This is a genomic window from Dyadobacter fanqingshengii, from assembly GCF_023822005.2.
In the GTDB taxonomy this organism is placed as follows: domain Bacteria; phylum Bacteroidota; class Bacteroidia; order Cytophagales; family Spirosomataceae; genus Dyadobacter; species Dyadobacter fanqingshengii.
Genome location: NZ_CP098806.1, coordinates 3837217 through 3850489 on the forward strand (window position 1 = coordinate 3837217; position 13273 = coordinate 3850489).

At 42.8% G+C, this 13273-nt stretch carries 12 protein-coding genes; 9 read left to right on the forward strand and 3 right to left on the reverse strand.

Annotated features, from left to right (window positions below):
• Positions 1-30: 30 nt before the first annotated feature.
• Genes NFI81_RS15895 through NFI81_RS15915 form a run of 5 tightly spaced genes read left to right on the forward strand, consistent with a single transcriptional unit; the run spans position 31 to position 6169 of the window.
• Positions 31-1419 (forward strand): Gfo/Idh/MocA family protein, encoded by a 1389-nt coding sequence (locus tag NFI81_RS15895; protein WP_234611462.1) that lies wholly within the window; start codon positions 31-33, stop codon positions 1417-1419.
• Between the two features lies 1 nt (position 1420).
• The gene (locus tag NFI81_RS15900; RefSeq protein WP_234611461.1) at positions 1421-2743 is read left to right on the forward strand and encodes a sugar MFS transporter; all 1323 of its coding nucleotides are present in this window, start codon (positions 1421-1423) and stop codon (positions 2741-2743) included.
• 30 nt (positions 2744-2773) lie between these two features.
• Complete coding sequence (gene nagA / locus NFI81_RS15905) at positions 2774-3955, forward strand: N-acetylglucosamine-6-phosphate deacetylase (protein WP_234611460.1); 1182 nt, start codon at positions 2774-2776, stop codon at positions 3953-3955.
• Positions 3956-3967: 12 nt separating this feature from the next.
• Positions 3968-4744 (forward strand): glucosamine-6-phosphate deaminase, encoded by a 777-nt coding sequence (locus NFI81_RS15910; RefSeq protein ID WP_234611459.1) that lies wholly within the window; start codon positions 3968-3970, stop codon positions 4742-4744.
• 45 nt (positions 4745-4789) lie between these two features.
• Positions 4790-6169: a putative oxidoreductase C-terminal domain-containing protein gene (locus tag NFI81_RS15915; RefSeq protein ID WP_234611458.1), complete on the forward strand. Its 1380-nt coding sequence runs from the start codon at positions 4790-4792 to the stop codon at positions 6167-6169.
• An 11-nt stretch (positions 6170-6180) separates the two neighbouring features.
• Here NFI81_RS15915 and NFI81_RS15920 read toward each other — a convergent pair whose 3' ends face one another.
• From NFI81_RS15920 to NFI81_RS15930, 3 genes are all read right to left on the reverse strand, one after another.
• Positions 6181-6843: a hypothetical protein gene (locus tag NFI81_RS15920; RefSeq protein ID WP_234611457.1), complete on the reverse strand. Its 663-nt coding sequence runs from the start codon at positions 6841-6843 to the stop codon at positions 6181-6183.
• A 15-nt stretch (positions 6844-6858) separates the two neighbouring features.
• Positions 6859-9207 (reverse strand): S8 family serine peptidase, encoded by a 2349-nt coding sequence (locus NFI81_RS15925; RefSeq protein ID WP_234611456.1) that lies wholly within the window; start codon positions 9205-9207, stop codon positions 6859-6861.
• Between the two features lie 119 nt (positions 9208-9326).
• Positions 9327-9587 (reverse strand): hypothetical protein, encoded by a 261-nt coding sequence (locus tag NFI81_RS15930; RefSeq protein WP_234611455.1) that lies wholly within the window; start codon positions 9585-9587, stop codon positions 9327-9329.
• Positions 9588-9777: 190 nt separating this feature from the next.
• Between NFI81_RS15930 and NFI81_RS15935 the strand changes: the two genes are divergently transcribed.
• The 4 genes from NFI81_RS15935 to NFI81_RS15950 all read left to right on the forward strand — a co-directional run bounded on the left by NFI81_RS15935 (position 9778) and on the right by NFI81_RS15950 (position 13228).
• On the forward strand, positions 9778-10218 hold the full coding sequence (locus NFI81_RS15935) for a helix-turn-helix domain-containing protein (RefSeq protein ID WP_234611454.1): 441 nt from the start codon (positions 9778-9780) through the stop codon (positions 10216-10218).
• Positions 10215-10700, forward strand: a complete 486-nt coding sequence (locus NFI81_RS15940; RefSeq protein ID WP_234611453.1) for a nucleotidyltransferase family protein — start codon at positions 10215-10217, stop codon at positions 10698-10700. Before NFI81_RS15935 ends, NFI81_RS15940 begins: the two co-directional genes overlap by 4 nt.
• A complete protein-coding gene (locus NFI81_RS15945; protein ID WP_234611452.1) occupies positions 10690-11028 on the forward strand; it encodes a HepT-like ribonuclease domain-containing protein in 339 nt (112 codons plus the stop codon). Before NFI81_RS15940 ends, NFI81_RS15945 begins: the two co-directional genes overlap by 11 nt.
• Before the next feature lie 136 nt (positions 11029-11164).
• Positions 11165-13228 (forward strand): hypothetical protein, encoded by a 2064-nt coding sequence (locus NFI81_RS15950; protein ID WP_234611451.1) that lies wholly within the window; start codon positions 11165-11167, stop codon positions 13226-13228.
• Positions 13229-13273 lie beyond the last annotated feature (45 nt).

Here is a 13273-nt window from a genome sequence, read left to right on the forward strand (position 1 = left end):
TTGAAAAGTCATTCCAAAACCTTAATCCTAATGAAAAATAACCCTGAAAAAGACAACAACATTGCGTCAAATTCAAATGGCGATCAGCGTAGGGATTTCATAAAGAAAACGCTGGCTGGAAGCGCATTACTTACATTTGGCGGCATTTTGCCGGGTTTTAGCCCAAAAAGTTACGCGAAGATCATTGGCGCCAATGAAAAAGTACGTGTGGGCGTGATGGGCGTGAACAGCCGGGGTCTGGCGCTCGCTTCCAATTATGCATTGCAACCAAACTGTGAGGTTGTTTCGATCTCGGACGTGGATTCGAGGGCGGCGGAAAAATGCATTGATAAGGTGAATGAAATCCAAAAATCCAAGCCAGCCAACACCCCTGACTTCCGCAAAGCGCTGGAAAATAAGGACATGGATGCATTGGTTATCGCCGCACCTGACCATTGGCATGCGCCAGCCGCGATTCTGGCTTCAAAAGCCGGAAAGCATGTTTACCTGGAAAAACCGTGCAGCCACAACCCGAATGAGGGCGAACTGCTGATTGCGGCAGCCAAAAAATACAAGAATGTAATCCAGATGGGCAACCAGCGCCGTTCGTGGCCGAATGTTGCGGCTGGTATTAAGGAAGTGCATAGCGGTGCCATTGGCCGTCCGTATTTTGTAAAAGGTTGGTATACCAATAATAGGGCGTCGATTGGCGTAGGGAAAGAAACGGCGGTTCCTTCGTGGCTGGATTACGAATTATGGCAGGGACCTGCGCCCCGCCGCGCTTACAAGGATAATCTCGTGCATTATAACTGGCACTGGCTTTGGAACTGGGGAACGGGCGAAGCGCTCAATAACGGCACGCACATGCTGGACTTAATGCGCTGGGGACTCCAAGTAGAATATCCCAACCGCGTCACTTCCTCAGGCGGACGCTTCCGATACAAAGATGATTGGGAAACACCTGATACACAAGTTATTAATCTGGAATTTGATAACAACACGGCCATGACCTGGGAAGGAAGAAGCTGCAACGGACGCACGATCGAAGGCAGCAGCGTGGGTGTGGTTTTCTATGGTGAAACAGGCTCACTGCAGATCAGCGAAGGCAATGCTTACACGATATATGGGCTTGATAACAAGGTTGTTAAGGAAGTAAAGAACGACTTCGTTATTGATCCAAGAAATAAAATGAACCCATCGCAGGGACTGGACGCATTGCACATTCAAAACTTCTTTGACGCGATTAAAAAAGGAACGCCGCTGGCGTCAGAGATCGTGGGCGGTCACCAAAGCACGCTGCTTGCGCAACTCGGCAACATTGCCTTCCGCTCCGGTGGAACATTGAATGTGGATTCCTCTAACGGACGCATTAAAAACAACAAAGAAGCCGAAAAACTCTGGAAAAGAGAGTATCAAAAGGGCTGGGAACCGACTGTATAACATGAAAAACGCCTCCATAGCAATCAAAGTTGAAGATCTTTCGAAGCGGGAAACAATGATTTCGATTTTCCTGATCGGGCTGATGTTCTTTATTTTCGGCTTTGTTTCCTGGGTGAATTCCATCCTCATTCCGTATTTCAAAATCGCTTGCGAGCTTACAAGTTTTCAGGCTTATCTGGTCGCATTTGCATTTTATATTGCTTATTTCGTCATGTCGGTGCCTTCTTCCTACTTGCTGAGGGCCGTAGGTTTCAAGAAAGGAATGATGTTAGGATTCTGGGCGATGGCTCTGGGTGCATTCATTTTTGTGCCCGCCGCCATGTCCCGGACTTACGAAATTTTCCTGCTTGGATTATTTACAATCGGCATTGGTTTAGCCATTTTACAAACTGCCGCGAATCCATATATTACCATTCTCGGTGCCAAAGAACGTGCAGCCCAGCGCATTAGCATTATGGGAATCTGCAATAAAGCAGCGGGCATTTTGTCTCCTATCGTTTTTGCAGCCGTCATTCTTCGGCCCACCGACACGGCGATGTTCCAGCAACTGAGCTCAATGACGGACATTGAGCGGAGCGCAGCATTGGACGAGCTGATCCGCAGGGTTATTAATCCTTACATTGGATTGGGAAGCTTTCTATTTATTCTCGGTTTTTTGGTTTACAAATCACCCTTGCCGGAAATTGATACGGAGCATGAAAGCGCAGATTTGGCGACTGCTAATGCAGGCAAAACGAGTATTTTCCAGTTCCCACACCTCATTCTCGGCGCATTAGCGATCTTTTTGCATGTGGGAACGCAGGTGATCGCCATCGACACCATTATTGGTTATGCCAATTCCATGGGCATTGATTTGCTGGAAGCAAAGGTTTTCCCTTCCTACACCCTTTTCTGCACCATTTGCGGGTATTTGATTGGAATCACAGTCATTCCCAAATACATCAGTCAGGTTACTGCGCTCAGGATCTGCACATTGCTTGGGACGATCTTTACATTACTGATCATTTTTGCAAAAGGAGAAATTCACTTCCTCGGGCATGCGGCAGACGTTTCGATCTGGTTTGTGGTGTTGCTTGGATTGGCCAATTCTCTGGTTTGGGCGGGCATATGGCCGCTGGCGCTGGACGATCTGGGCCGGTTTACCAAGCTGGGTGCTTCCATCATGATCATGGGACTTTGCGGAAATGCCATTATGCCCCTTTTCTACGGCTATTTTGCGGATACACTGGATGTGCGGCAGGCTTACTGGGTGCTCCTGCCCTGCTATTTGTATCTCGTTTTCTATGCATTGAAAGGTCATAAATTGAGAAAATGGGGATTTTAGAATCTGCCGAAAAGGATTAACACATTGCTTATGAAATTGAAAATAACCAACGGTCACATCATCACGCCTTTCCGCTACATCCGAAACGGGACATTGCTGATTGAAGATGGCGCGATCCTGGGCATACACGAAGGAAACGTTGATTTTCCGGATGCGGAGATCATTGATGCAGGCGGAAATTACATTGCGCCGGGCTTCATTGACCTGCATATTCACGGGGGCGGTGGCCACGATTTTATGGATGGGACTGTAAATGCATTCTTGCGGATCGCCGAAACACATGCCAAATACGGAACCACGGCCTTAGTCCCCACGACATTGACGAGTGAAAAAGAGGATTTGCTGCAAACGCTCGACAACTACGAAGAGGCGAATGCCACAAACGTAAAAGGCGCTCAATTCCTGGGAATGCATTTGGAAGGGCCATATTTCGCATTAAGCCAGCGTGGTGCGCAAGACCCGCGTTACATCCGCAATCCCGACCCAAAGGAATATGAAGAAGTGCTGGCTTACTCCTCTTCGATCACGCGGTGGAGCGCTGCGCCGGAACTTCCGGGAGCCATTGATTTTGGTAAAAGATTAAAACAAAAAGGCATTCTGGCGGCCGTAGCGCATACAGATGCCATTTATGAAGAAGTGCTGGAAGCTTACGAGAACGGTTACACGCTCGCAACGCACTTATATTCAGCCATGTCCGGGGTTACGCGCAAGAATGCATTTCGCTACGCCGGAACCATTGAAAGCGCTTTTTTGCTTGATATGGACGTAGAAATCATTGCGGATGGCGTGCATTTGCCCGCTCCGCTTTTGAAATTGATATACAAAATAAAAGGACCAGACCGCATTGCATTGATCACCGACGCCATGCGCGCAGCAGGAATGCCCGAAGGCGAAAGCACATTGGGATCGCTGAAAAACGGCCTGAAAGTGATTGTAGAGGACGGCGTCGCTAAGTTACCAGACCGCACATCCTTCGCCGGAAGCGTTTCCACGACCGACCGATTGGTTAGGACTATGGTTCAAATGGCTGATGTTTCCCTGCTCGATTCGGTGCGGATGATGACTGCTACTCCGGCACGCATTATGGGCGTAGATCATAAAAAAGGCACATTAGTCGCAGGAAAAGACGCCGATATCGTCATTTTCGACAGCGACATTAACATACAAAAGACGATAGTAAGAGGCAGAATAATTTACGACAAGCAATTTTAAAAAACACAAATTATGAAGGTTGACGATTTGGAAATAAAAATTTTCGACACCAGACAAGAAATGGGGATCAATGCAGCCCAAATGGTTGCTGATAAAATCCGCGAATTACAAGGGATCCAAGACTCGGTTAATATCATTTTCGCCTCCGCGCCGTCTCAGAACGAATTTTTAGCTGCATTAAAGGAAGAAAAAGGAATTGAATGGGAGAAAATAAATGCTTTTCATATGGACGAATATGTGGGCCTTCCCAATGACGCACCACAGAATTTCGGCAATTTTTTGAAAGTCAAATTATTCGATTTCGTGCCATTGAAATCGGTTTCGTATCTCAATGGCAATGCGGAAAATATGGAGGAAGAATGCAGTCGTTATGCTAAACTTTTGGAGGCAAATCCGATTGATATCGTTTGTCTGGGCATTGGGGAAAATGGACATTTGGCTTTTAACGACCCGCATGTGGCGTTTTTTGATGATCCTTTGATCGTAAAACAAGTGGATCTGGACCATGCGTGCCGCCAGCAACAGGTGAATGATGCGTGTTTCGACACATTTGACGAAGTGCCGCAAACGGCGTTGACGCTCACGATCCCAACATTAATGAAGGCAAAATATGCTTATGCAATGGTTCCGGGCGAGAAAAAGGCGCAGGCCATTTACCACACCGTTGCCGAAGAAATTCAGGAAGAATATCCGTCTACGATTCTCCGCAAACATCCAAACGCGATTTTGTTTATTGATAAAGCCAGTTCAGGGAAGCTGAAAGAAATTTCGTCTTACAGTCAGGCGTAACATCATTTTTGGGCCTATCTTGCATTATTACCTCAATCCACCAACATGAGAAACAAACTCTTGACAATCGCTTTCATGAGCGCCATGGCATTAAATCAGGGATGTGATACGAAGAAAGAAGAAGCCAAAGACGAAGCAACAAAAAAACCTTTAAGCCTGATCGTGGTCGAACCCGGGCACTTTCACGCAGCTCTTGTTCAGAAATCCATGTATCCTGATGTCGATTCGGTTGTGCATGTATATGCGTCCGAGGGCCCGGATGTGAAGGCTTATCTGGACAAAGTAGAAAAATACAATGCGAGTCCCAAAGACCCGACCACCTGGAAAGAGGAAGTTTACACCGGCTCCGATTTTCTTGAAAAAATGCTTTCAGAAAAGAAGGGAAATGTGGTCATACTGGCTGGAAATAACCAAAAAAAGACCGATTACATTAAACAATCCGTAGACGCGGGCCTTAATGTGCTTGCGGACAAACCCATGGCCATTGATGCGGCAGGTTTTGATAAATTAAAAGAAGCATTTGCAAGCGCCGAAAAAAACAAAGTGCTGCTTTATGACATCATGACCGAGCGTTATGAGATCACCAACGCATTGCAGCGCGAGCTAGCTGCTTCGGCCGAGATTTTTGGTGAGTTGCAAAAAGGAACGGCAGAAAATCCAGCCGTTGCCAAAGAAAGTGTGCACCATTTTTTCAAATACATTTCCGGCGAAGCATTAGTGCGGCCAACCTGGTTTTTTGATGTAAAACAACAGGGCGAAGGCATGGTAGACGTAACCACGCACCTCGTTGACCTTGTACAATGGAGCTGTTTCCCAAACACTGAATTGGATTACAAAAAAGACATTAAGCTGCTTTCCGCAAAACGCACCGCTACGAAGCTCACCAAATCACAATTCAAGCTCGTAACCAAAAGCGATAACTTCCCCGACTTCCTGAGCAAAGACGTAAAAGACACGACATTGAGTGTTTTTTCCAATGGCGCCATGAATTACACATTGAAAGGTGTTCATGCCAAAGTCTCCGTAATCTGGAATTTCCAGGCCCCCGAAGGCACCGGCGACACGCATTACTCCATCATGAAAGGCTCCAAAGCCAACCTGATCGTACGCCAGGGCAAAGACCAAAAATACAAGCCAGTACTTTACATTGAGACCATCGATAAATCGAAAGCCTACGAAGATGCAGTAGCCAACAGCTTCAAAATGGTGCAAGGAAAATACCCAGGCATTGAATTGAAAAAGAATGCAGCCGGCTGGGAATTGAGCATTCCTGCAAAATATGACAACGGCCACGAAGCGCACTTCGCCCAGGTTGCTAACAAGTATATGGAGTATTTGAAGGCGGGCCAACTGCCCCGTTGGGAAGTGCCAAATATGATTGCGAAGTATTATTTGACGACGCTGGCTTTGAAGGAGGCTAAGTGAGGGTTAAGGGATTAATTTCCCTTAACCTTTATTAATGTAAACGCCACCTTTCCAACAACACCCCTGCCCGTTATCCCAGTCCCAATTCTATCCCGTTTCGCAGCAGTCAAATCCTGTCTGTATTCTGCTGAAATGCTTAATCTTTGCCACTTTGCGCCTATTGAACCAGAGGCCACCGGAATAACTCGATCGTAACCGAATGCATTGTTTGTCACAATGTTTCCTAGCCTTGCTTCCCGCTGCACAGCGGCGATGAACATATTCGCTCCTACTTTTCCATCTACAAAAAGCCCTATTTTTGAGTTTGGATTAACATACCATCGAATTCCGGCGTCGATTGCTCCACGGTGATGCATTTCTTTGGTGATCCAACTTCCAGCCGTCCGGCTCGCTTCACCAAACATATCGACGTACATTCTCTTCTGTTGATAGCTTATTCGTGCCAGAGCGGAGAACCGCGGATTAATGACGCGTTCTGCATAAAAGCCAGCGCCCCGCGAATAATATGAGGGAAAGTTTTCAATATAGCCGTTAGGAAGTTCTCCCCGGTTGTAATATTCTCGGTCATACCAATCTCTGCCGTGCTCTAACTGAACGCCGAATTCCCAACGTGCTTGTGCATGGGCACGAAATCCAAATACAATAATTCCTAAAAGTAGAATAAATGGTCTCATAACATTTGCGTGAGTTTAATTTAACAATATTCTTACTTTCTCAACTTGCTTATCTGCACCGCGTCCGGAAATTATATGCAGGAAATATATGCCCCGAGGCAAATCACCTACGGTAATTGAGATTCTGCTTTTTGAATTTTGCTCCGCAAGCATCTTCTTCACAGAAACTACTCTTTCGGGCTTTTCTGAATTTTCGTTAAATAGCTGGATTTGCTCAGGAACAGATCGTCCATCTTCTGTAAACCATTCCAGCGTCAAAATATCTGTTGCTGGATTGGGGTATACTTTAAACATTCCTGATAGGGAAAATACAAAATCCTCAGCATAATTGCCACAGCTATTTGTTGCTGTCAGTTTAACCTTACGATATCCATTTGTGGAATTACCTAGAACATACATTTGAGTATTCGAACTGTTTGGGCTGTAAAGATCAATAGCCATATCCCCAGAACCAGCATAATTATTATAGTTAAATGTTGTGCTTGGACTCGTCGAAGTTGCTGCAAGATTATATAGTTCTCCTGCATTTACCGAAGTAGTGCCAGTAACGACACCATTCACAGTTTTATTAATGTTAGGATTGCCTACCCAGATTGAACGCTTGATTGTTATTGGCGCGCAGGCATTTGGTATCGTCAATGTTGTAAAGATTGTTCCCGCTCCGTTATAACCTGCCTGACGAGTAGCAAGGGTCCCAGCCATTTTTAGTCCGGCAGATGCAGACCAGACGGCAGACGATCCTGATGGAAATGCGGTTAGTGAGTAACCACCATTAACGCAAATGAGCGCCGGCCCTGTTATCGGAGCTCCTGCTGCTTTTTCAACTGCACGTAGGGCGTTGACTCTTCCATATCCAAGATCATTGTTGTGAGATAGATCTGAAAATGTAGAACCATTGCCCACAACGTAATTATAGCCGCCTACCTTATCGCACGTTTCTGCGATGATTTTTCGTACTTGTAACTGAGTCAAGTTCGGATTTACCGAAAGCACGAGAGCTGCGATTCCTGCAACCGCCGGAGCCGCCCAAGAAGTTGCGTTTTCAGCCGGCTGATTATTATAGGCACTCAAATCTTTTGTAGTTATATAAGCGCCCGGAGCAGCCACATCAATTCGATGCGTGGGACCGTTTGAACCTTCCCAGCGCGTATCGTTGGATTTGGAGGCGCCTACAACAAACACATCTTTGACATTTCCAGGCAAAGGTGCGAGATAGTTCTGGCCTTTGTTGCCAGAGCTTGTTATGAGAACAGCTCCTTTACCTCCGCGTCCATTTACAGCGGCATTAATTAGTGCAGCTTCAATCACTGGATTTTGATTAACAGGAGATATACTTGCTATAATGCCCCATGACATATTTAGAATGTCTGCATTCTTCTGATTAATAGCATGATTAATGGCAGATGCTACATAGGAGTCCAATGTCTCCGTTCTCAAGTTCCCGTCCGGCTTCGTACCGAACGCTCTTATTGGGATAATCTTGCTATTGTAAGCTACTCCGGCAATCCCTATTCCATTATTGCCTTTGGCAGCTGCAAAGCCAGCGCACTTAGTCCCGTGTTGCTCCTCTCCTGCAACTGTTCCTCCATTCGTCCCATATTGCGTAGCATCAAAACCAGGAAGCAAATTGGGTTGTAAATCGGGGTGATTAAGTTGTACACCGTCGTCAATGATTGCGATTTTAATGTTTGAGCAACCCGTCGTAATGTCCCAGGCCTCAGGTAATTTCATTTTAGCAAGGCCCCAATTACTGGCAAAAAGCGGATCGTTAGGATTTCCTGCCAGCTCTATAAATCGGAGATAATTGGGTTGTGTAAATTCAAACAGGCCCGTCGCGTCGAGCTTCTCGCAGGCTTCAAAGGGATTGTTACTAACAAGCCCGCCGCTCAAATAGTAGTTGATTTCTGAGTCCTTGTCTTCCTCGTCTACCATCAAATTATATTTTCGGAACGCACTCAGAACATCTTCTGTAGGAACTTCCCTTTTAGGCCTTGCAATAACTAGATCTGTCAGTCCAGCTGTTTCCTCGCCATTTTCAGAAACCAGCATCGGCTGAGCTGATTTGATATTTTCATCTGTTCGGAGTTTGGCAACGGCGTTCTGTAATTCGATGATTGATGTTGATGAATCGAAAACAACATAAGCCATATCCGGAATGCTATGGATAATTTCGGTTCGCTTAATTCGATTTGAAAATAGTTCGGGATACAAGTCGTTGCTTTTTGTTCGGTCCTTAAACTTGATCAACAATTTCGTCTTACTAAACCAAATAGGGTAGTTCACACCATTTTTTAAATAATTCGCATCCTGAGCAGTTGCCACTTGCGTAGCGAGGAAAAGCATTAAGAATAGTTTTTTCATCATAGCACCGACTAATTTTAGAAGAGATTCCAGAAATAATGGTGCTATGTACTTGTATTTTTCCAACAAATAATTTCAACTTTTCCTCCGGCGCACTTGAATGAACGAACGGTTTGTAGTGGTTACAACTCCCTAAATTCCCCTTTCCTAATCCCCTCAACCTTCTCAAAAAATTCAAGCAATTCCTTAAACGAAAAGTAAGTATTGCTCAAATTCTCCGAGCGGCCCATTTCGTTTTGGGCTAGCATGAAGCCGCTGAACATGGTCCAAAGTTCGTCGGTCCAGCTTTCGGCGGTGCTGCTGCTGAGCAATGCGGCTACTTCGCGTCCGTATGCGATCCATTGCGAGTCGGGCGACTCGCTAGCGTGTGTTTCTGTGTTCATTTTGCCAATTTTAAATGTCTGATCGGAACCCTGATGACGATTTCCCTTTTTGTTTGGCGCCAAAGCACGGATTCCTGGAAATCGTACGTAACACATCGCACTGGTATCTTACACCGAATTGCTAGTAAATTACTCGGAAACTTACCGATAGATTTATCTAAATTGCCATTTTAACAAACCACCTTCCCGCATGGCACATACTACATCCAACCCCAAGATTCACGAAGGCCGCAACCTAAAACGCTTCCGCGAAATGCTTGGAATGAAACAAGACGTCCTTGCCTTTGAGCTCGGAGAAGAGTGGAACCAGCAAAAGGTATCGTTACTGGAACAAAGAGAAAAGATTGATTCTGATATTTTAGAGCAGGTTTCGGCAATACTGAAAATCCCAAGTGATGCAATTAGGAATTTTGATGAAGATCAGGCGATTAATATTATTTCAAATACATTTCACGATCAAGCATATTTGGGAAATCCACATTCGACTTTCAATGTCAATCCGATTACAGAAATCAGAAGATTGCATGAGGAGAAGATGGAGCTTTATGAGCGGATGTTGAAGGAGAAGGATGATATGATGGGGAGATTGGAGCGGTTGATTGGGAATAGATCAAAGTCAGAATCGCTATGACAGAAGAAGAAAAATTTCGCGATTTAGAGCAGAGGATACGTCTTGGTATGAAAAAGACTTTTGAAAGTGTTCTTGAATTTAAAAGACAGAAGAATTCTCCTTTGGTCGTAATGAGAGGCGACAAAATTGTGAAGATTATGCCGGAGGACTTTCATAAATTGAAAAGAAAAGACAATGAAATGAACATGCTGGAAAGACATAAAGAAGTTATCGTAAAACTTTGTAAAGCACACAGGGTGAAAAGCTTATATGCATTCGGTTCTGTTCTTACTGATCACTTTGACAGAGAGAGCGACATTGATCTGATCGTAGACTTTTCGCCAATGGAAGTCGAAGATTACGCGGACAATTACTTCGATTTTAAATTTTCTTTACAAGACATCTTTAATCGTCAAGTCGATCTGCTTGAAGCAAAAGCGATCAAAAATCCCTATTTTCTGCAAAATGTAAATCAACAGAAGCAGCTTGTGTATGGACATTGAGATCAAAGCGTGGCTTTATAATATCCTCAATGCAATCGCAGAAATCGAAAGCTTCTTCGCTGATCGACCCATGCTATTTGCAAACTATCAAGCTGACTTACGCACAAAACGCGCCGTTGAAAGGAACATTGAAATTATCGGCGAGGCGATGAACCGCATCATTAAAAAGGACAACAACATCCAAATCACCAACTCGCGCAAACTCGTCGATACTCGTAATCGGATCATTCATGGTTATGATTCGGTTTCTGATGATGTTATTTGGGGTATTGTTGTTAGGCATTTGCCGGTTTTGAAAACGGATGTTGAAAATTTGCTGAAAATATGACAATTGTTTAGGACTTATAATGCTGGCTAAGCAGTAATCTTTAAAGAATGTAAGAATAGCATAATAAGTAGATATTTATTTATATTTACAATATTTAAAAATATAAATGAGCTGATAGCCCTCACCTATTTGTTTCATGAAGGAAAACAAAGCTATAACTTATAGCCTACTCGCACATATAAGAAATACCGGAACTTTAATGAAAGGGCCAATCGACGCTTTCGTACCCCTTATTAAACGTGCGCTACACCAATTAAATGAACAAGGTATATCTAAAGGGCAATCCATCTTGGAAATTCAGCGATACGCATCAGAAATATACTCTATTGATTTTCCGCTGCCCGTATTAAAGTCGATCCTAAAAAAAATAGAATCGGAGGTCAATGAGGGAGGAGTGATAAATTTTCAGTTATTTAATGACAATTCATTCCTTTTAAAAGAGTTTTATTTTGTGGATTACGAAGAAAGTTTGCAAGAAAGCAAAAGAGATGTAACCACAATAGAGAAACTATTCTTAGACTTTCTAAAAATCAATAATATTGAGCCCGAAGCTAATCAGTCTGTTTTGAGGTTCATTGAAAAAAATAAGATGTCAATATCAAGATATATTTCTAACATACATGTAAGCAATGGAACTGACTATACAATAGAGGCTAAGTTTGTCGATTTTTTTAAGAAAATACCTCATGTTTACGAAATAATTAAACGCTTATATCTTGGCTCGATAATAACTGGATTTTTAGAGTTTAAGACAGATAGTTATGCCAATAAAGTTGAATTGTTATTAGACACGAACTTTGTAGTCAGTTTATTAGACCTAAATACTCCTGAATCGACTCATACGTGCAACAAGTTGCTAGAAGTTTGCAGAAACATTGGATATAATTTCTCAATTCTATCAGACACTATTGACGAAATAAAGTTCCTTCTCAAAAAAAAGGCTGAGAATTTCTCAAATACATTTCTAGGCAAAAGAATTAATCCAGAAGACATTTACAATGCTTGCGAAAGAAGAAGGCTTAACGGCAGTGATCTTGAGCGTATAGTTGACAATATTGAAGATTTGGTACATGGGGAAGGAATTAATATCATACCGCACACAGAGAAATGGAAAAATATTGCAAAATTCAGTAAAGAATTTAATTATCTAAAAGATGTAAGAAATTCAAAAGTCTCAGCATTACATGACGCAACAGCAATTTTTTATGTGAGAGAAAAGCGTGGTAAGCCTATACGCGACTTTGAAAAAGTCAATTGCTGGTTTGTCAATAACTCTTTTTCGCAGACCTCACTTAGCAATGAAGGCTACATTGAATTTCAAAACGAATCTATTCGAGCCGATGAACTATTGAATATTCTATGGCTATCTAATCCGGGAATTAACAGAAACTCTGATAATGATGACTTTATAGACATTGGACTTACATCTATTGTAGCATTTACACTAAGTAGATCTTTGCCAAAGGCAAGCATAATAAGAGAATTAGATGATAATATCCAAAAATACCGCGATGAATCAATATCAGATAAAGACATTATATTAATATCTACACGTATTTCGAATCGCCAGTTAAAAGACATTGAAGGGTTAAACAAGTTGGCCGAAACGAGTAAGGAAGAGTTTGTAATAAAATTAAAAGACGAAGCAAACAAACAGCTTATTGAAGAAAACAATAGGATTGAAAAATTAGATGGTTTATTACAAAAATTTCAATTACAGGTTACGAAGGTTGGCAAGGAGCGTTTAAGACTTAAACAAAAAAATGAACATATCGACAAACAAGAGCTCAGTTATCAAGCTAAGACAAGTGAACTCGAATTAAAACTTGCTAATGAACGGAAAGAGAAGATAATCGCAAAAAATAAGCTTATAGCTATTGCTCGTAATGCATTTATTTCAAAAAAAGTAAAAAAATGGAGACTACAAATTTTAATTCCATTTCTTGCGGCAGCTGGCATCGCGCTTATTGGGATCCTAATATTATTGAGTTCCAATCAGTGGAATTTTTCTGAATTATTTAACAACATAGAGAAAATCAAGAAGGATTCACTAGGATCTTTACTTATGGCAATGATTGGTCCAGTCATCTTTGCTTTCTTTATGCCAGTCTTTATTTTAAGATTTTTTAACGTTTCTAATATCGAAGCGTTTAAGAAAACAATTACAATTCCTTCAGAACTTATGGACGAAGAACTCTGACAATTTTTTTTTGAGCTAGATAATACCCTTAGATCGTATTAAGCT